General features: G+C 38.0%; 19 protein-coding genes and 1 tRNA gene. 4 read left to right on the forward strand and 16 right to left on the reverse strand.

The window, feature by feature from the left end:
* Window positions 1-92: 92 nt before the first annotated feature.
* The 6 genes from LQ227_RS06330 to LQ227_RS06355 form a co-directional block, all read right to left on the reverse strand.
* Window positions 93-3,344 (reverse strand): TonB-dependent receptor, encoded by a 3,252-nt coding sequence (locus tag LQ227_RS06330; RefSeq protein ID WP_230148746.1) that lies wholly within the window; start codon window positions 3,342-3,344, stop codon window positions 93-95.
* A gap of 337 nt (window positions 3,345-3,681) precedes the next feature.
* Window positions 3,682-4,257, reverse strand: coding sequence for a DUF4256 domain-containing protein (locus tag LQ227_RS06335; RefSeq protein WP_230148748.1), 576 nt, complete (start codon window positions 4,255-4,257; stop codon window positions 3,682-3,684).
* A 569-nt stretch (window positions 4,258-4,826) separates the two neighbouring features.
* Window positions 4,827-5,411: a YdeI family protein gene (locus tag LQ227_RS06340; protein ID WP_230148750.1), complete on the reverse strand. Its 585-nt coding sequence runs from the start codon at window positions 5,409-5,411 to the stop codon at window positions 4,827-4,829.
* 55 nt (window positions 5,412-5,466) lie between these two features.
* Window positions 5,467-5,850, reverse strand: a complete 384-nt coding sequence (locus LQ227_RS06345) for a DoxX family protein (protein ID WP_230148752.1) — start codon at window positions 5,848-5,850, stop codon at window positions 5,467-5,469.
* 6 nt (window positions 5,851-5,856) lie between these two features.
* Window positions 5,857-6,324 (reverse strand): SRPBCC domain-containing protein, encoded by a 468-nt coding sequence (locus LQ227_RS06350; protein WP_230145761.1) that lies wholly within the window; start codon window positions 6,322-6,324, stop codon window positions 5,857-5,859.
* A 6-nt stretch (window positions 6,325-6,330) separates the two neighbouring features.
* A complete protein-coding gene (locus tag LQ227_RS06355; RefSeq protein ID WP_057931288.1) occupies window positions 6,331-6,654 on the reverse strand; it encodes a helix-turn-helix transcriptional regulator in 324 nt (107 codons plus the stop codon).
* 214 nt (window positions 6,655-6,868) lie between these two features.
* Between LQ227_RS06355 and LQ227_RS06360 the strand changes: the two genes are divergently transcribed.
* Window positions 6,869-7,771 carry a PhzF family isomerase gene (locus LQ227_RS06360; RefSeq protein WP_230145759.1) on the forward strand — a complete coding sequence of 301 codons (903 nt, stop codon included), beginning with the start codon at window positions 6,869-6,871 and terminating at the stop codon, window positions 7,769-7,771.
* Between the two features lie 80 nt (window positions 7,772-7,851).
* Here LQ227_RS06360 and LQ227_RS06365 read toward each other — a convergent pair.
* Window positions 7,852-7,928 (reverse strand) — tRNA-Asn (locus LQ227_RS06365).
* Window positions 7,929-8,072: 144 nt separating this feature from the next.
* On the opposite strand from LQ227_RS06365, the gene LQ227_RS06370 reads away from it, so the two are divergent.
* Window positions 8,073-8,993, forward strand: a complete 921-nt coding sequence (locus tag LQ227_RS06370) for a PfkB family carbohydrate kinase (RefSeq protein ID WP_029280619.1) — start codon at window positions 8,073-8,075, stop codon at window positions 8,991-8,993.
* Between the two features lie 147 nt (window positions 8,994-9,140).
* On the opposite strand, the gene LQ227_RS06375 is transcribed toward LQ227_RS06370, so the two are convergent.
* The 3 genes from LQ227_RS06375 to LQ227_RS06385 form a co-directional block, all read right to left on the reverse strand.
* Window positions 9,141-9,383 carry a cytochrome b5 domain-containing protein gene (locus LQ227_RS06375; protein ID WP_230145757.1) on the reverse strand — a complete coding sequence of 81 codons (243 nt, stop codon included), beginning with the start codon at window positions 9,381-9,383 and terminating at the stop codon, window positions 9,141-9,143.
* Between the two features lie 463 nt (window positions 9,384-9,846).
* Window positions 9,847-10,551 (reverse strand): lycopene cyclase domain-containing protein, encoded by a 705-nt coding sequence (locus LQ227_RS06380; RefSeq protein WP_230145755.1) that lies wholly within the window; start codon window positions 10,549-10,551, stop codon window positions 9,847-9,849.
* Window position 10,552: 1 nt separating this feature from the next.
* Window positions 10,553-11,083, reverse strand: coding sequence for a hypothetical protein (locus LQ227_RS06385; protein WP_230145753.1), 531 nt, complete (start codon window positions 11,081-11,083; stop codon window positions 10,553-10,555).
* Between the two features lie 211 nt (window positions 11,084-11,294).
* Between LQ227_RS06385 and LQ227_RS06390 the strand changes: the two genes are divergently transcribed.
* Entirely contained in the window at window positions 11,295-12,776 is a 1,482-nt protein-coding gene (locus LQ227_RS06390; RefSeq protein WP_230148754.1) for an NAD(P)/FAD-dependent oxidoreductase, read from the forward strand.
* Window positions 12,777-13,146: 370 nt separating this feature from the next.
* On the opposite strand, the gene LQ227_RS06395 is transcribed toward LQ227_RS06390, so the two are convergent.
* The 6 genes from LQ227_RS06395 to LQ227_RS06420 form a co-directional block, all read right to left on the reverse strand.
* Window positions 13,147-13,677: an RNA polymerase sigma factor gene (locus LQ227_RS06395; RefSeq protein ID WP_057931296.1), complete on the reverse strand. Its 531-nt coding sequence runs from the start codon at window positions 13,675-13,677 to the stop codon at window positions 13,147-13,149.
* Between the two features lie 129 nt (window positions 13,678-13,806).
* Window positions 13,807-14,823 carry a UDP-N-acetylmuramate dehydrogenase gene (gene murB / locus LQ227_RS06400; RefSeq protein WP_230142011.1) on the reverse strand — a complete coding sequence of 339 codons (1,017 nt, stop codon included), beginning with the start codon at window positions 14,821-14,823 and terminating at the stop codon, window positions 13,807-13,809.
* A gap of 73 nt (window positions 14,824-14,896) precedes the next feature.
* Entirely contained in the window at window positions 14,897-16,036 is a 1,140-nt protein-coding gene (locus LQ227_RS06405; RefSeq protein ID WP_230148756.1) for a TlpA disulfide reductase family protein, read from the reverse strand.
* Window positions 16,037-16,080: 44 nt separating this feature from the next.
* Complete coding sequence (locus tag LQ227_RS06410) at window positions 16,081-16,527, reverse strand: hypothetical protein (protein WP_230148758.1); 447 nt, start codon at window positions 16,525-16,527, stop codon at window positions 16,081-16,083.
* 72 nt (window positions 16,528-16,599) lie between these two features.
* Window positions 16,600-17,274 carry a hypothetical protein gene (locus LQ227_RS06415; RefSeq protein WP_230148760.1) on the reverse strand — a complete coding sequence of 225 codons (675 nt, stop codon included), beginning with the start codon at window positions 17,272-17,274 and terminating at the stop codon, window positions 16,600-16,602.
* 55 nt (window positions 17,275-17,329) lie between these two features.
* The gene (locus LQ227_RS06420; RefSeq protein WP_371824739.1) at window positions 17,330-17,773 is read right to left on the reverse strand and encodes a sterol desaturase family protein; all 444 of its coding nucleotides are present in this window, start codon (window positions 17,771-17,773) and stop codon (window positions 17,330-17,332) included.
* 167 nt (window positions 17,774-17,940) lie between these two features.
* Here LQ227_RS06420 and LQ227_RS06425 point away from each other — a divergent pair, with 167 nt between their 5' ends.
* Entirely contained in the window at window positions 17,941-18,552 is a 612-nt protein-coding gene (locus LQ227_RS06425) for a TetR/AcrR family transcriptional regulator (protein WP_230142018.1), read from the forward strand.
* The last annotated feature ends 7 nt before the right edge of the window (window positions 18,553-18,559 follow it).

Raw genomic sequence — 18,559 nt, forward strand, 5'->3', positions numbered from 1 at the left:
TGCGGTCGAAATGACGATTTATGGTAAGCCTGCACAAAAAAACGGTCCAACCTTATTTAGGTCAGACCGTTGTATATTAATATTAAAAAAGATTAGAAACTATATCTCAATCCCAATTGCATCTGATAACGTGAGGCAAAGAAATCTTTTGAATAAGAGGTTACATCTTTCTGAGCAAAGGTATATACCGGATATGCGGTTGGTGTACCTGCTGTTGCCACCTTAATACCCACACTCGCCATTGAGTTATAAGTATTAGGAGAAAAATATTGAATTCCCCAATCTTTATTTACCAAATTGGTGAGGTTAATAATATCGTAAGTTAAAGTAAGTACATGTGGATGCTTTCCTTTTGCAACCTGAATATCCTGAGAGAAGCGGAAATCGGCCTGAACATTCCAAGGGGTGCGTGCACCATTACGCTCCGTAAAATCGCCACGACGCGTACTTAAGTATTTATCGTTATTGATATAATCATCAAATGCGGCAGCTTGCGCAATTCCTGCTGCGTTGTTGGCAAAGAACTTTTGTGTTTCGCCTACAGCCGGAATATACATCAAACTTACGGTTTGGCCAGTTCCATTGATCCTGGTATTCACCAAACCTAATGAATAAGGCGAACCTGACTGGCCGCTGAAGAATAGCGAGAAGTTAGATACATATTTACCGTTTTTAGCCCAATCTAACCTGTAATTGATAGTCGAAATAATCCTGTTACGGATATCGAAATTAGAATAAGCCAAGCCTGGATTATTTGGACTAAGAGCCTGGTTTAACTGCCAGTTAGATTCCATTGAATTACGGATACCATTGGCAATATCTTTCGATATTCCGTAGGTATAAGCCACCATCATATCTAAACCGATAGGAAGTGATTTACTCACCTGAGCGGTTAAGCTATATTTATATCCTTTATCAGTATTTGATAATAGGTAGGCATTGGTATATAAAGGATTAATTTTGGCACCTGAATAAATAGGCTGCTGCTTCTGGGTATCATAAGCCATGTAAGTAGGGTTATCTACATAGTTGATCTGCTGAAACTGCACATCTTTAATCACCTGGCTAAAGATTCCCTCCACCGTAAATTTCCACTGGTCGTCTGTTTTATAATCGAAGGCTAAATTACTTCTCCATGCTTTTGGCATTTTAAAGTTGTTATCCACCAAATCTACCTGTGTTGCACCTTTAGCATCTTTAACATTAACACCTTGATTAGCAACATAACCAGCTTCACCATTACCTGTTAAAGCATCTCTGATCGGATCAGTACCCGCTACAGGTGTTACAATTTTGGCAGGATCAGCATTGGCATAAACATACGATTTATCGAAAGCGCCATAGTTTACACCATTGTTGTAATATGCATAACCGATCCATGCAAAAGGAACACGGCTGGTAAATAAGCCGGTACCACCACGCATAACCAAACTTTGGTTACCCAGCACGTCGAAATTAAAGCCAACACGTGGAGAAACCTGGATTTTGTTCAGGAATTTCCCGGTAATTGATGATGGTTGTGTGTAAGTATAGGTTGTACCGTAATTTGCATCAACCGGAGAATTGGTTGTTTTTGGACTTAATGATGGCATATTTGGTAAATCAGTCATATCGAAACGTAAACCCGGCGTCAATTTGAAACGATCGCCAATACGGATCTCGTCCTGACCATAAACGCTGTACATGTTCACATTAAATTCTGCAGTTGGATTCTCAATAATATGATCGCGCGTATTGTCATCGTAGTTATAACTTGTACGTACCCTATTTGGTTTGTTGGCCAGGAAATCGGCGATGCTGCTATAAGCCACACGGCCATTCCATGAGTTTACGAAACCATAGTTGATGTTGTAAAACTCATTGTGCGTACCAAAGGTAAAAGTATGGTTCCCTTTGCTGAAAGTATAGTTATCGGTAAATTCGAAAGTATTCTGCTTCATGTTGAAGATACTTGCCTCACGGTCGGTACCCAAAAACAATGTTCCCCCGTTAGAAGCAATCTCGATCTGCGGCAAAGCCGGATTAGACAGTGGATCGCGGTAATCGTGAACGGTTGAGTAACCAACAATCACGTTATTGGTAGCTGAATTTCCGAAACGGGTTTTCAGATCGGCAACAGTTGAAGTCTGATTATTATTCTGTCCGAAATCGATACCGCCAAACCTGAAGTTAGACTGATCTCTTTCTAAGTTTGTTGCTTTCGAAATGATGGTATTATTTCTGATGGTTAGCTGGGTGCTTTCACTGATGTTCCAATCTAAGCGGTTAAAGAATTTGTTAGACTGAGAATAGATGTTGTAATCGCCAAACGAACCGGCATCTACACCATAAGCTGTTTTCATGCGGTCAGAAATCTGCTGTGCCTCAGTTAAGGTAAGCAATTTCATATCAGACGATCCTGCGCCTAAAATTACCGGATCCTGACGGCGGGTAATCTCTTCATTGGTGAAGAAAAACAATTTATCTTTTATAATCGGGAAACCTACACGGAAACCCGTTTGGTAATCGTGAAAAGCGGAGGGTTCTTTGCTGTTATCGCCGATTTTATTTCTACCGATTAAAGAGGCGTTACGGCCATAACCGTAAACCGATCCAACTACCTCATTAGTACCACCACGCGTAACAGCATTAATACTGCCACCTAAAAAGTTACCCACTTTAACATCGTAAGGAGAAAGTAAAACGGTAACATCCTGAATGGCATCTAACGAAACCGGATTGGTACGTGTACTGCTTCCAGGCATACCCGAGCTTCCACTTTGCCCACCTAATGAAGGACTAAAACCAATGGCATCGTTATTAATTGCACCATCAATAGTCACGTTGTTGTATCTAAAGTTTGTTCCTCCAAAGGTATTATCTTTACTGCCTTGAGGAGTAACCCTTGTTACATCCTGCAGGCTGCGGTTCATGGTTGGCAGTGTTTTGATCTGACCTTCGCCGATACTGGTGCCCGCACCAGATTTTGTTCCGCCTTTTTGGCCTTTAACACTTACTTCGGCCAGTTGATTACCTTGCTCCTGAAGATCAAGATCGAGCCTTACGTCCGAACCCAAGGTTAAATAGATATTCTCTTTTACCACTGGGCTATAACCCACAAAGGTTACGGTAATTTTGTATGGCCCACCTGGGTTCAAGTTGCCAATGCGGTAAAGTCCGTTCTCATTTGACGAACCTTTAGATACAGTACCTGTTGGAACATGCATCATCACAATGGTTGCCCCTGGGATGATACCCTTATTATCCTTAATCTTTCCATTAATACTAGATGTTGTAACCTGTGCCTGAGCAAATGTGACCAAGAGCAGCAGAATACTTACTAGGGATAGTATGCGTGATTTCATTTTCTGTTGTTTTATTTTCATGCAAAACAACAGTCCTAATGTTAATTCAATATTAACAATAAATTAAGTTTAACATTACGTTAACAATATGAAAATCAGAATAATACAATAAGAAAACAATTCCTTAACAACCAAGATTTAAGGCCGGAATATAATGAAGAATAGAAAGCCCAAAGGTGAAAACAAAAGATGAAGATTTAATGAAGTTTTGATTAGTCCGAAGTCCTTAGTGCGGAGTCCAAGGTCGATTAACCGATTCAAACAATTAACCACAGAACAAATTTCTTCTCCCTGCTAACTAATGAACCAGTGACAAATGAACCAATGAACCTATAGTTTACACTTTTAACAAACCACGAAATGCTCTTGCAGCATAATACGATTGTGCACCATTGTGGTAAACAAATACATGATCGTAGCGGCGATCGCCAAAAAGCGCACCACCCAATTCTCTAATCTCTGGAGGAGTTACTATCCAGCTTGATGTTTTGGTATCGAATTTTCCGAGTTGCTGCAAAAAACGGTACTGTTCTTCTGTTAAGAGTTCTACGCCCATCGTTGCAGCCATATCAACAGCATTATTTTCCGGTTGGTGCTCTTTTCTCGATTCCAGCCCTTCCAAATCATAACAAGTACTTCTACGGCCTTTGGGGCTTTCTGCCGAACAATCGTAAAAAATATATTCGCCTGTTTCTTTATCATAATCAACTACATCGGGTTCGCCGCCTGTTATTTCCATTTCGTCAAGCACCCATAGTTTTTCAGGCCTGGCAACTAACCTTTCTTCTACTTTAGCCCATTCAATACTTTTATGGCGGTCCATGTTTTTCTCGAAACGGACTTTTAAAGTATGGAGGAGTTCTTCGGCTTGCACTGCCGACAACTCTTTTTTATTGTTATTTATTTTACTCATATGTTTTATTTTTGCTTAAAATCCCGTATATCTTAAAGTTAAAGCTTTAGGTATAGCCTGATAAATCAATTTATAGTCTATATAATTAAAAAAGATTATCCTTCGACTACGCTCAGGATGACATCTTTTTTTTGAAAACCATATCCTTTAAATTCCAATACATTAGCAACTTCTGTTTGGAGCGCAGTGCCTGTACAAAACACTAAGTTTCTTCCCGTTTTACGCTTTTACGCTTCGCTTCCTCATACCTCGTTGCTGCAGGGTAACGCTTCAACCGGGGCTAGGTAACAACAGCAGTATTTCATTTGTTGGGTTGCTGGGTGCACGAACCTTTCCCCCTAAACCCGATTGCAATGAAAAGCCCACAGCGTAGCGAGGTCTTGTAATGGAAAGCGGGACTAGAAGCCGCCAAGAACCACAAAACGCTCATTTCCTAATTTTAAAGAACTGGCTGTTAGACACAATACCTCTACACTAAAAACCCTTCGACTCCGTTCTCCACAGGAGTCCTTTGGACAGGATGACAAACCAATGGTGATAACATCCAACACCATGAAATGAGGAAACGATTAATCGTCCAATCCTTTGCCACTTAATATCTGCGGTATAAATTTCTCTACTCTTGCCTCACGGGTTTTAGCTTGCTTGGCTGCCGCAAAATGAAGCAAATACCCCCTTTGACGACCAGGCGTTAAGGCTTCAAATGCCGTTTTTAAATCTGGAATGTGATCTAATTTCTGCTGAAACTCATCTGGAATGTTATATTCGGTAGTTTTCTTAAGCTCTACTTTCAAACCAGCTTTTTCCACCTCAATGGCTTCATAAATATAGGTCTTCAATATAGCTTTAAGCTCCACTATTTCGAGGGCATTGGTAAAGCGCACCTGCCTGCCAACTTGTACATTCTTCGTTTGCTGGATCAGGATCCCGGCGGTATCATTCAATAAAACGCCTTTAAAAAATAAAAATGCGCAGTATTCTTTAAAATCATGTATTAAAACGATGTTGCTGTTGTTTAAGGTATAACAAGGCACTCCCCATTTTAATTCTTCGGTAAGCCCACAATCTAGGGCAATTGTCCGTAGCAGTAACAGTTCTTCCTGCCACTTTTTCGCTTTGTTAAAATAAAAATCAACTTTTGGATTCGTTTTCATATCAGTCGAATTTGTTTGTTCCTTTGCCCTTTTCCTTCCTTATGTTTAAATTATTTTAGTTAACTGAGCTAATTTTTCTATCCGCAGGCCTAAAATACCACGACACTACAGTTAACACAAGCAGCAATATCGGTCCGAAGTATGCTGAAGTGCTGGTATCGCCAATTGCAATATGTGAGAAAACAGCACCAGACATGACAAAGAAAAAACCTGCATAAGCCCATTCTTTCAGTAAAGTAAATTTAGGAATTAACACCGCAACCACGCCCAAAATTTTCCAAATTCCCAATATAGTCAGAAAATAAAGCGGATAACCCAATTGCGTAAACAATGCCACTTCTTCTTTCATTTTTATCAACTGTACTATTCCTGTTGATAACATGCCTAGCGACAGCCAAACGGTAGCAATCCAATAGATAATTTTATTTCTCTTTGTCATAGTGTACTATTTTAATTGATTTACAATGTTTTGTAAACGGTTATGTGCCATATTAATACCCTGCGCAAAAGGCAAGGCAAGTATTTGATCCCTTAACGCTACTGATCTGTAAATCACATGCATAGTAAGTTTACTACGATCATCGGTTAGTTTATCAAACTTTAAAAACTCAAGCTGAACGCCAAAAGGTGTATTTTCCATTTCGAATGTCCGCGTTATTTTTTCATCAGGCACAAACTCGTGTATAACTCCGGTGGCTACAAACGCTAGGTTCCCTTTAGCATCAGCCGTTTCAAACTGGTAACTGCCATACTTTTTGTTTTCAAGTTTCAATACTTTTGTCCCCATCCATTGCGCTATTATTTCAGGTTCAACATAAGCCTTAAAAAGTAATGCTACAGGCAGCTCAAATTCTCTGGTAATGATCATTTCCTGTTTGCCATTTTCGGCATCAATTTTTGTTTTCTGCTCCATGTTATGCTATTTGCTTGGTTTATAATTTTTCATAATATCTTCCAGTTTATTAAATCTGTCGTCCCACATCTTGCGGAACGGCTCAATAAAATCGGCAATTTCTTTCATTTTTTTTGCGTTAGTGTGGTAATGAATTTCTCTGCCGTTTTGTTTTTGCTCCAACAACTCGCATTCCGTGAGGATCTGCAGGTGTTTTGAAACAGTTGGCCTTGCGGTGTCGAAATTGGTAGCTATCGCACCAGCCGTCATCGATTGTGAAGCAACTAAAAGCAATATCGCCCTTCTCGTAGGGTCGGCAATGGCCTGAAATACATCTCTTCTTAAATTCATTATGTAGCTATTTGACTACAAATATACATGTAGTCATTTAACTACGCAAATTTTTATGAAAGTTTTTTAATAGGGCTTTCTTCAACAGATCGTCATAAGTTTGGTTTCATCTGTTATATGTATTAAAGCATCAGGGTCCCATTTATAAAATTGAATATATTTGATCAGTGTATGCAAAAAGAGGAGAAACCCCTTTAACAAACCTGAAACGACCATGAAAACGTATAAAATATACCAGATAGACGCTTTTACAAAGGAAAGATTTAGCGGAAATCCGGCGGGTGTAGTTGTGAATGCAGATGGGCTGACTGATGCTCAAATGCAACAGATTGCCAAAGAATTAAATAATTCTGAAACAGCCTTTCTTTTTTCTCCCGACGACAATGATTCTGATGGTTTAATCAGGTATTTCACACCAACATCAGAAGTTCCCATTTGTGGCCACGCCACAATTGCCGCAATGTATGCAAAAGCTATTGAATACAATTTAGACGCTTGTGTTTTGAGGTATAAAACCAAGGTTGGCACACTGCCTTTTGAGATCATTAAGAAAAACGGGGACTATCAGATAATAATGACCCAGGGTAAATTTGAACTCAGCCCGATATTCGATAACACTACCACTCAACAGATATTATCATCACTAGGACTTCATTATAATGACACTGATGAAAGGTGCCCGGTCCAGATTGCTTCTACAGGACATTCGAAAGTGATGATTGGAATAAAAAGCAGAGAAAAGCTGAACAATCTGAACCCTGATTACAATAGCTTGATTGATCTAAGCAAACAGATTAATTGCAATGGCTATTTTGTATTCACATTTGACTCGGACGATGATGATGTATTAACATACGGAAGAATGTTTGCCCCTGGAATCGGAATAAATGAAGATCCGGTTACAGGTAATGCAAATGGACCTTTAGGCGGATACCTCATACAAAATAAAATTGTTGATTTTAAGGATAGCCTTTTCGAATTCAACGGCAAACAAGGAGAAAAGATAAACAGACTCGGAATAATAAGCGTTAGTGTCGGAATTGAAAATGACCTACCGTCGCTAATTAAGATAAAAGGTGATGCTACGGTAGTATTTAAAACTGAAATTAAAATATAACAATTTAAGGCTTTACTACATTCAGCATAACTTCACCTATCCCCTAAACTCAAAAAACCCACAACTTTCGTTGTGGGTTTTGGCTCCCTCTGCTGGGCTCGAACCAGCGACCCTCTGATTAACAGTCAGATGCTCTAACCAGCTGAGCTAAGAAGGAGTACTGGTCGTTTCCTAAAACGAGGTTCTTTGCACTTTACAGCACACATACCCTTGTTCGTTTTGGGAATGCAATATTAGGGCTTTTAAATTATTTATGCAATATTTGCAGTGAAAAATTTTAAAAAAAAATTAACACATAGATATGAGCCTGATAATCATAGGTACTGTAGCTTTTGATGCTATTGAAACTCCTTTCGGAAAAACAGATAAAATTGTAGGTGGAGCAGCAACCTACGCAAGTTTAGCGGCTTCCTACTTTTACAATAAAGCAAAAATTGTAGCAGTAGTAGGTGATGATTTTCATCAATCAGATATTGATACCTTCACCACACACGGTATTGATACCGAAGGACTACAGATTAAAGCAGGTGAAAAATCATTTTTTTGGTCAGGAAAATACCATAACGACATGAATAGCCGTGATACTTTAATTACGGAATTGAATGTACTGGAAAATTTCGATCCGATTATCCCAGAGAGCTATCAAGACTGCGAATACCTGATGTTAGGCAACCTAACCCCACAGGTGCAGCAAACGGTAATCAAACGCCTTAAAAACCGCCCGAAATTAATCGTAATGGACACCATGAACTTCTGGATGGATATTATGATGGATGATTTATTGGAAACCATTAAAATGGTAGATGTATTAACGATAAATGACGCCGAAGCGCGTCAGTTATCGGGCGAATACTCATTGGTTAAAGCTGCTAAAAAAATCCTTGCCATGGGACCAAAATATTTGATCATTAAAAAAGGCGAACATGGTGCATTGTTATTCCATGAAGATCAGATTTTCTCAGCCCCGGCTTTGCCTTTGGCAGAAGTATTTGATCCAACAGGTGCTGGCGATACTTTCGCAGGAGGCTTTATCGGCTATTTGGCTAAAGTGGGTACAATTAACTTCAATAACATGAAAAATGCGATCATTTATGGCTCTGCTTTGGCTTCTTTCTGTGTAGAGAAATTTGGAACGGAAAGGTTATTAAATTTAACCGATGAAGAAGTTGCAGCAAGAATCCAGGAATTTGTAAGCTTAAGTGCTTTTACTATAGAAGTTTAATAAGTTTTCAGTTAACAGCAGGCAATTTTCAGTTGCCAGTTGTAATTAAATAAACTTTAGCCGTAGATTTAAAGATTAATTTCTTTTAAATCTGCGGCTTTTTTATGGAGTAAAATCTTTACACCAAACCATCTGTACATACCAAAATCAATTTGGTGTAGCCAATACGGCTATCGGTACAAATTTTTCAAAAACAGCTTCGGTGTGGGGTGCATCGGTCAGTTCGTCTGTTAAATCCTGCCCGGCCCAGTGTTCATAATGTTTACCGTTCCGCCACAGCCTGCTATCGGTCATATCATAGATCAAACCTTTATAAGCCACCCATATTTGAGGTTTGTCCTGTCCGTTGCGTAAAGCGAGTTGCTGCTTGGTATAGCTGGGTAAATCCATTTAAATTAATTTCGGGTTGAAGATAATTAAAAAGATTGTCCTTCGACTACGCTCAGGATGACATCTTTTTTAAAGGAGCCATTGTCTTCTGAGCGGAGTCGAAGACCTTTATACTGGGTATTTCAATTTATTACTCTCATTTGAAGCGCAAGGCTTGTACAAAATACTAAGTTTCTTCCCGTTTTACGCTTATACGCTTTCCCGAAAGTTCGGGATACCTCGTTGCTGCAGGGTATCGCTTCAACCGGGGCTGGTTGGCCACGACAGCATTTCATTTTTTGGGGTTGCAGGGTGTACACCCCCCTGTCCTTAAACCCGACAGCAGCGGCAGCTCCCGATTTTTCATCGGGACTATAGCGAATGGCGGGGCTGCAAACCGCCACAAACTGCTGCACGTTCATTTTCTAATAAAAGACTACTCTTCGTCCATGCCCAGGATGAAATTTTTTAAGAAATAAACTTTTTAATTTTCCAATCTTAACTCTTCTTTCTTCGCGGTACTGCTTTTAAAAACTTCGTACAGGTAGATATTCATCAACAACAGCCCCATTAAATAAAAATGATCTTCGAAAGGGATAGTACCTACCCTAAAACCAAGGTTTTGCTTATCGTTATACATCACCACAGGTATAGCAGTTAAAAACCCATTTACAATATAGAAAGGAATAAGCGAAATTAGGTAGGCCCTATAGAACTTGTACATAAACCTGAACCGGACGTTTACATACTCTACATAAGCCAGCACCATAAATAAAAAGCCAAAATTGATCAGCGTGTACCACCTGCTGTAACCAAAAAACAAAATGGCCACACAAAGCCCGAGGAACAAATTACTTACTGCGAGGCTATACTTTTGCAAGTCGTTTTTTGGAAAATAGGCATTCAAACATTCGTAAATAAACACACAGGCATAAGGAACTGTTAAAAAGAATAGAATCTCTTCTAAAGGTAATCCCAAAAGATTTACCCCGATAAGGTAATCGGGATTAAAAGACCACACATTGAGCTTGGTAAACAGGATATCCCAAATTAAAAACACCAAGCCCGTGATCAATATCGACGGGAATACAAACTTCCATTTGCTAAAAAAATGCACCTTTTTATCGAACGATAAAACCAGGGGAAAGAAAATTACAGCAAGATTGATAAGTAGATAGGTATAATTCATTCTAAAGGTGTTTTGTCAAAATTTTAACTTCAGCTGGCGTACATTTTTTACTGTCGATCATAAATTTAGCTACGTTTTTAACCAGTTCGCGATCGGCTAGACCAAAATTTTCATTTTGATAATGTTTAAGTATCTCTTTTTTATCCTGAGCTAAATCTTTACTGAAACCGAGAAAAGAAGGCGTATAAAACTCAATAGAAAACCGCATAAAGCGAATCTCCATATTTTCCTTATCCATATCAATTGCTTTTTGCATGGTTTTGAGCGATCGGCCTACATACTTAATCTTGTTATATGGATTCCATGAGTGCTTGGCCTTAAGTGCCTCCAACGTTCCGGTGTAACCCGTAATTAAGGCGGTTTTATTGGCCAGCTTGTTCAGTTTGGTAAATAATGAGTCGGTTAGCTTCGAATTTTCTACCGCTTTAACCATATTAGTTTTTAATATCGCAATTTCTTGGGTAGATAACTGGGCGTAAGTAATATTGCTTGCTGCAAACAGCAGAAAAAATATAATGCGTAGTTTAATCATGAGATGCCGCAAAGGTAAGAAAAGCTAATTGTAGATGCTTTGTATATTATTCAAAAGTGAAATATCGTCATTGCGAGGCACGAAGCAATCTTAATGCGCACGCTAGTAGCGATCGTTGTAAGATTGCTTCGTCGTTCCTCCTCGCAATGACGAAAAAACAATATTTGATGTTAACAAAAACAAAACGCAATAAAATTCCTTTATTTACACCATGGAGAAAAAACCCAGGGTTACCATTATCGGTGCTGGCTTTGCAGGTTTGGCTGCTGCGGCTTTACTGGCTAAAGATGGTTGTGATGTTATCGTGATCGAAAAAAACGAAATGGCCGGTGGCAGGGCCAGAACCTGGCAAAAAGACGGATTCCTTTTCGATATGGGCCCCAGCTGGTACTGGATGCCAGATGTTTTCGAAAACTACTATAACCTGTTCGGCAAAACTACCGCAGATTTTTATGCGCTAAAAAGATTAAATCCTTCTTACCGTATTTATTTTGGCAAACAGGATACTATTGATGTTCCGGAAACATTAGCTGATTTATACGCTTTATTTGAAAAGCTTGAGCCAGGAAGCAGCAAAAACTTAAAACATTTTCTTGATCAGGCGAAATACAAGTACGATGTAGGCATGAATGAGTATGTTTTTAAGCCTTCGCACAGTGTGATGGAATATTTCGATCCTAGATTGGCGGTTAGCGGAATCAAATTGCAGCTTTTGGGCAATATGCGAAAGCATGTTTACCGGTTATTCAATAATGAGCGTTTGAGGAAACTTTTAGAATTCCCCGTTTTGTTTTTAGGAGCCACACCACAAAACACACCTGCCTTATACAGTTTAATGAACTATGCCGATCTCGTTTTAGGCACCTGGTACCCAATGGGGGGTATGCACAAAATTGTAATGGCCATGCAAAAAATTGCAGAAGAGCAGGGTGTAAAATTTATTTTCGATACTGAGGTAACCAAAATTGAAGTGAAAGACAACCTGGCAGAGGCTGTAATTACCAATAAAGGCAGTTTTAAAAGCGATTTTGTGGTAGGCAATGCCGATTATCAACATATTGATCAGCATCTTTTTGATAAACCTTACCGTAATTACAGCGAAAAATATTGGAATGAAAGAACCATGGCCCCTTCCTGCCTTTTGTTTTATATCGGATTAAATAAAAAACTAGACAATATATTACACCACAACTTATTCTTTGATGAGAATTTCGATCAACATGCCAAAGAAATCTACACCAATCCGCAATGGCCATCAAAGCCCCTGTTTTATGCATGCTGTCCTTCCGTAACCGATAAAAGTGTTGCGCCAGAGGGCTGTGAGAACCTTTTTTTCTTAATTCCGGTAGCACCTGATTTAGCAGATAGCGAAAGTAAAAGGGAAGAATACTTTAATTTATTGATCGAACGCTTTAAAGATTTAACCGGAAATGATATTAGTGGTAACATTTTATTTAAGCGCAGTTATGCCATGAATGATTTTGTGGAAGATTACCATGCCTTTAAAGGAAATGCGTATGGATTAGCAAACACTTTGAAACAAACGGCTTTTTTAAAACCTAAGATGAAAAGTAAGGTAACAAATTTTTTATACACCGGACAATTAACCGTTCCAGGGCCTGGTGTACCACCTGCAATCATCTCTGGGCAAGTGGTAGCAAAAGAAATAAAAAAAAAGTTAAAAAAAGCTTGACAAATTTAAAATTTCCCTTATCTTTATAACCACAAAACAAAAATACTGCAATAAAGCTTCAAAACACATAATCGTTCGGGGTTTGCATTTGTTTCGAAATAAGAGAGAAGGCGAATTGTTGAAAGAAAAAATAAGAATCAACTAACCAAATATATGATAAGCAAAAAGGCCTGAATTTTCAGGCCTTTTGCTTTTACAATACTTCTGGTTTCCAATTGTCTCAAAAGTAAAAAATGCAATCTCATTCGTTATTCCCGGTACTTCAACTGTTATTAATTTCAGCGAGTATAAATAAAAAAGCCCAGGCAAATATGCCAGGGCTTTGGTTAAAATGTTCTTCAACGGGAATTGAGAATAATCTGATTAACGCTTACATCACTTCTGATGTTGCAATTTCTTTAGAATACGTTTTTAAATATTTTTTAAGAATACCTCTCGCTACGTGGATACGCGTTTTTACTGTTCCAATCGGAATAGCTAACATATCTGCAATTTCGTGGTACTTATATCCTTCAAAATAACGGATAAAAGGCACATAATACTCTTCAGGTAATTGCGAAAGGGCTTTATCTATATCGCCTAACACAAATTTGCTCTCTGCCTGATTTTTAGTTGCACTATATGAAAGATTTGCAGAAGATATATCTTCGCTTTGCGTAATTAAAGTATTTGTTTTCACCAGTCGGCGATAGTTGTTAATGAAAGTATTCTTCATGATGGTAAACAACCAACCTTTTAAATTCGTACCTTCTTTAAACTTATTGTAATAAGTGATCGCTTTCAGCATGGTATCCTGAACCAAATCATTTGCGTCTTCTGCGTCTTTAGTAAAATTTAAAGCATAAGATCTAAGCGATACCGAGTGATGATTAACCAGATGATTGAATTCAAATTTTGTCATGATATTTAGCTTTAGGTAGATAAAAAAACAAATGAATTATTGTTCATTCACTTAAACCTAAACAAACTTAGTACCAAAATTTTCTGGCATGGTGTTAAAAGCGTGCAACTACATAATGGCAAGCTTTCGTCACAGAATATTTACTTCTCTTTCTAAAGTGACTCCAAAAGTAGACTTTACACTGTCTATAATCTGTTCAGAAAAATGATACACTTCTGTGCCAGTCGCATGCCCGTGGTTAACTAAAACCAATGCCTGGTTTTTCCAGGTACCTGTCTGGCCTACCACTTTACCCTTCCAGCCACATTGCTCAATTAACCAGCCGGCCGCCAGTTTAATTTTATCATCGGCTGTAGGATAATGTACCACATCGGGGTGTTTCGCCACAATATCAGCAAATTCATATTTTTCAATCACCGGATTTTTAAAGAAACTACCTGCGTTGCCAATAGTAGATGGATCAGGCAGTTTGCTTACGCGGATATGCGATACAGCGGCTGAAACATCGGCAATATCAGGCTTTTCGATGCCTCGATTCAGCAGCTCGGTTTCAATTGCACCATAGGAGGTATTAATTTTCGCTTCTACCGATAAACGGAAAGTAACGGACGTAATAATATATTGGCCCTTCAACTCACCTTTGAAAATACTTTCGCGGTAACCGAAATGGCAATCATCATAAGTAAAGGTTTTGATTTTCCCTGTTTTGATCTCAAAAGCACTGCAGCTTTCGAAAACGTCTTTAAGCTCTACGCCATATGCACCAATATTCTGTATTGGCGATGCACCCACTGTCCCAGGGATCAGGCTTAAATTTTCTACGCCTGCAAAATGATGTCCAACACAGTAGTTCACAAAATCATTCCATACTTCCCCAGCACCGGCTGTTATCAACACTTTATCATCAATCATTCTGGATTGAATACCTTTGATGCTGATTTTAACAACTAATCCCTTATAATCCTGAGTAAATAACACATTACTTCCTCCACCAATAACCAGGAGTTTTTGAGATTTTACGATTTCGTTTTTAAACAGTCTGGCTAAATCTGCTTCAGAAAATATCTCGGCAAAGTAACTTGCCTTAACATCGATACCAAACGAATTATACGGTTTTAACGAAATATTTTCCTGGATTTGAAGCATATTGATTCTGGGTTATGCTGCAAAAGTAAAATAAAAAGACTTTATATTAATAATTGATTGGCCGTACACCAGACTATTCAAAGATTTCTGCTAGTTTATTTTTTAAGTTAACATGAAAATCGTTACCCTCACCACCATAACGGCCAGCTACTTTACCTTCTTTATCTATTAAGATGAATGTTGGGTAAGCTGGAACATTGTATTGCACCGCCAAATTATCACCTTTGGCACTTTTGCTTGCATCCATTAATAGAATATGTTTCCATAAACCAGTCCGGTCATCCACAATTGCCTTTTGCCAAAGTTTACGATCATAGTCAGTGGCAATACTTACAATTTCCAGCCCTTTACTTTCATATTTTTTGTACATTTTAATCATATCGGGACTCAGTGCTCTGCAATGCACACACCAGGTTCCCCAAAAATCTAACAGCACATATTTTTTAGACTTAAATTCGGCAAGGCTGATCGTTTTTCCATTGGCCAGCTTCGCAGAAAAACCGGGGGCTGGTTGCCCTATTTTACTTGTTTCTTCATGATCTAGTTCTTTATAAATGAACCTTCCCCATGCGCTATTTAACACTGGCCCTGAAAAACTCCGATAATAAAACTGAACAGAATCTTTAGGTAAAGATCTGCTTAAAGAACTTAACAAATATGGGCTTAAGTAAGAATTTGGATTGTTTCTGATAAAAGCTAAACTATTTTTTTCTGCTACCTTAAATAGCCTTGATCTTTCTGCATATTTTAGACTAAGACTAGCTTTCAGCGAATCGGAGCTCCCTTTTTCCTTAATCTCTTTATTTAAAAAATCTATTTTGTCCCATATTTCATCTGCCTCGTCTTTAAGCCTAACCCTATCCCAATCCGACTGGGTTTGTGACCCAACAAGTTTTGCTTTAAAAAACTGCTCACTAAGGACGGTTATATGCAAATCATTAGGTTCTAAAAATACCCGGACGGATTCGGGCCCATCAAAAATATTAGTCCGCCGATATTTCAAACTAGCCAGACTAGGCTCGTTTAAATAGCCACTGAACTTAAAAGAACCATCCTTTACAAAGGTAGAATCTTTGCTTCCATAATATTGGAGGATAATTTTTTCACCATCTTTCAAATTGGTTTTGCCTGATAAATTAAATCTTGAAGCATCATTTTGAGCAAAGCATTTTAGACTTAGCAGTATAAAAATTACAGCATAAAATATTTTCATAAGGGACAATTGAAATTAGGTCGATATATCATTAAGGTTAATATTTATTCTACAACCTTCGTAATCCCCTTATCGAAATTAAAGCTTAAAGTGTCCGCTTTTTCTCCTTCAACTACTATTTTCGAAAGTTTCCAACCGATGAAAGCTGGTTTGGTTTTGGCAACATCCAATAGATGGTACCTTTCTTTGGTTAATTTAGCACTAATCAACCCTACACTATCTGACTCTGCCTGGCTTAAATGCTCAATCTGGCTCTCCAACTCTGCTAAGGTGACATCCAATTCGTTTCCTTTTTTAACACTATCAGCATAAGCCCGAGGAGAAATATTATAAAGACTATCTAATTTTGACCCATCAAAATTCAAATCCTGATTACTGTTTGCGTATTTTGATTTTACAAGTGCAATAGCACGCTCTTGATCAGTCTTTTTGCCGCAGGAAATAATAACAACAAGTGATAAAATTGCAAAGGCATGGTAAATTTTTCTCATGGCATAGGTTTAATAAAAAAGAACAAGCATCCTGCCAAGAATGAGTGAAGCATAAAACAGAATCAGCAGACCCTATTTTTTTAATGGCTCATCAATTTTCTTTTTAATTGCCTTCCCTTCATTGGTCTGTTGTAACCGGTTCGAAAGGGCGCCATATAATTCTGTAGGCGAGCCAAAATCAAACTCTTTAAAAAAACCTGGTATACTGATATACCGCACAAAGTTACCTAACTCCATTAATGCCACCGGTGAATCGGCATTTTGCTTAATAAAATTTAAAAACTTTCGTTCTTTTAATGCATTTGTGGCGTCACTGGTTTGCTGAAGATAAATTCCGCCACTAATTATTTTTGCAGGCGCCAAATTATATGGGTTTTCAATATCCAATTGAACATCTTCCAGAAAAATCTTTTTAAGATTAGCACTACCACCCACAAACCATACTTTCTGTTTTATCTTCGATTTTATTTCAGCTAAAGTAACATCCCCACGTTCATCAATAAAAATAAAACCTTCTCTTAATAGCTGGCCCTCCAGATTGGATGTAGCCGATAGTTGAAAATGATTGCCATCTATTGGCCTCACCAAAAACAAATCTGCTTTTCCTACTACTGGCGCATCACTTACCATGTAAGCAAATTTTGCATTTTTAGGGTTTTGAACTACGCCTTCTACGGTGAATTTAATTGTTTGTGCATGTAAAGAGCCTACGAAAAGTAGCGCCACGCAAAAAATTAGTTTTTTCATCGGCTTTATATTCATAACCTTAAATATAAAACTAATTAGTTAGTTAAAAAATATTTTAGTCATTTTTTATCAAACTTCTTCTCACAAATAATAAACCAAAAGCCTTACCTTTTTCTTTGCCCCTATTCTTATGATGAACCTTATGTGCTTTCCGTACGGCCTGCAAATAAGTGTTGTTGCTTTTAAAAGTTTTAAATCTCCGGTGCACAAACCAATCATGTACCACAAAATAAATCAGACCATATAAAGTAATCCCTAAACCAATAAAAAACCGGTAACTTAAATTATCTCGATCGGCATACATTAAAAACAAGGATACTGCAGCAAATAATGCGGCAAACAGATCGTTCCATTCGAAGAATGATTTTGCTTTTTGGTGATGGCTTTTATGCATAAACCATAGTGGTCCATGGAATAAATACTTGTGTATAAACCAAGACAAGCACTCCATTGCTATGATGGTAAACAATACAATAAAGATGTTGATTAGTGCTGACAAATTTTCTAAACGATTGGTTTGTAAAGATATATAAACAGCGCAAGAAACAAAATTATGTCATAAAATTGTAAGCTTAATGCGCTTTTCAACAAACCTTTCATGACTAATCGTTTTTTAGCACTATTTTTGACTAAAATATTAAAAAAGTCAGAAAGTAGAAAAGTAAAATGATTGTAGCCGATAAAAAGAGAGAGCAAATTATTGATGGCGCTATAAAACGCTTTATCCATTTTGGTATTGGTAAAACCACAATGAACGATATCGCAGAAGATCTTTCCGTTTCCAAACCATCGCTTTATTATTATTTCCCGGATAAGAAGCATTTAATTATTGGAGTAATAGAAAGGGTGTTTAACGACTTCTTTGAGTTGATTAAAAAGAAATACAATCCAGATCAACCTTTGGAAGACATTCTTTTCAGCACCATAGAAGTGAGGAACACTTTCTTCCAAAAATATTACATGTTAAGGATTACGGAAGGCATCCCTGATTTATTGAACGACGATGTGATCAAAGGAAAGTTACAAATGCTTAAAAGCTCGGAAAAAGATTTCTTCGCAGAAATTTTTAGCCAGGCAAAAGGAAAGGGAGAAATTGAGCACGATGATACTGCACATGTTGCAGAACTTTATCTGGAAAGTTTGATGGGCCTTTGCACCATGTGTATTATGGAAACCGGAAAAGATCTTTTCCCTGATAAAAAAGCATTAAACAAAATGACACTGAAGCAAAAAAACCTCACTACCATATTTGTGAGAGGTTTACGATGTTCAGACTGAAATACGG

Origin of the sequence: Pedobacter sp. Bi27 (genome assembly GCF_918698255.1) — a bacterium.
GTDB lineage: Bacteria > Bacteroidota > Bacteroidia > Sphingobacteriales > Sphingobacteriaceae > Pedobacter.

Bases quoted from the DNA above. Each gene is read 5' to 3' on its own strand.
- LQ227_RS06330 (WP_230148746.1), bottom strand. From the start codon at position 3,344: ATGAAATCACGCATACTATCCCTAGTAAGTATTCTGCTGCTCTTGGTC.
- LQ227_RS06335 (WP_230148748.1), bottom strand. From the start codon at position 4,257: ATGAGTAAAATAAATAACAATAAAAAAGAGTTGTCGGCAGTGCAAGCC.
- LQ227_RS06340 (WP_230148750.1), bottom strand. From the start codon at position 5,411: ATGAAAACGAATCCAAAAGTTGATTTTTATTTTAACAAAGCGAAAAAG.
- LQ227_RS06345 (WP_230148752.1), bottom strand. From the start codon at position 5,850: ATGACAAAGAGAAATAAAATTATCTATTGGATTGCTACCGTTTGGCTG.
- LQ227_RS06350 (WP_230145761.1), bottom strand. From the start codon at position 6,324: ATGGAGCAGAAAACAAAAATTGATGCCGAAAATGGCAAACAGGAAATG.
- LQ227_RS06355 (WP_057931288.1), bottom strand. From the start codon at position 6,654: ATGAATTTAAGAAGAGATGTATTTCAGGCCATTGCCGACCCTACGAGA.
- LQ227_RS06360 (WP_230145759.1), top strand. From the start codon at position 6,869: ATGAAAACGTATAAAATATACCAGATAGACGCTTTTACAAAGGAAAGA.
- LQ227_RS06370 (WP_029280619.1), top strand. From the start codon at position 8,073: ATGAGCCTGATAATCATAGGTACTGTAGCTTTTGATGCTATTGAAACT.
- LQ227_RS06375 (WP_230145757.1), bottom strand. From the start codon at position 9,383: ATGGATTTACCCAGCTATACCAAGCAGCAACTCGCTTTACGCAACGGA.
- LQ227_RS06380 (WP_230145755.1), bottom strand. From the start codon at position 10,551: ATGAATTATACCTATCTACTTATCAATCTTGCTGTAATTTTCTTTCCC.
- LQ227_RS06385 (WP_230145753.1), bottom strand. From the start codon at position 11,083: ATGATTAAACTACGCATTATATTTTTTCTGCTGTTTGCAGCAAGCAAT.
- LQ227_RS06390 (WP_230148754.1), top strand. From the start codon at position 11,295: ATGGAGAAAAAACCCAGGGTTACCATTATCGGTGCTGGCTTTGCAGGT.
- LQ227_RS06395 (WP_057931296.1), bottom strand. From the start codon at position 13,677: ATGACAAAATTTGAATTCAATCATCTGGTTAATCATCACTCGGTATCG.
- murB (WP_230142011.1), bottom strand. From the start codon at position 14,823: ATGCTTCAAATCCAGGAAAATATTTCGTTAAAACCGTATAATTCGTTT.
- LQ227_RS06405 (WP_230148756.1), bottom strand. From the start codon at position 16,036: ATGAAAATATTTTATGCTGTAATTTTTATACTGCTAAGTCTAAAATGC.
- LQ227_RS06410 (WP_230148758.1), bottom strand. From the start codon at position 16,527: ATGAGAAAAATTTACCATGCCTTTGCAATTTTATCACTTGTTGTTATT.
- LQ227_RS06415 (WP_230148760.1), bottom strand. From the start codon at position 17,274: ATGAAAAAACTAATTTTTTGCGTGGCGCTACTTTTCGTAGGCTCTTTA.
- LQ227_RS06425 (WP_230142018.1), top strand. From the start codon at position 17,941: ATGATTGTAGCCGATAAAAAGAGAGAGCAAATTATTGATGGCGCTATA.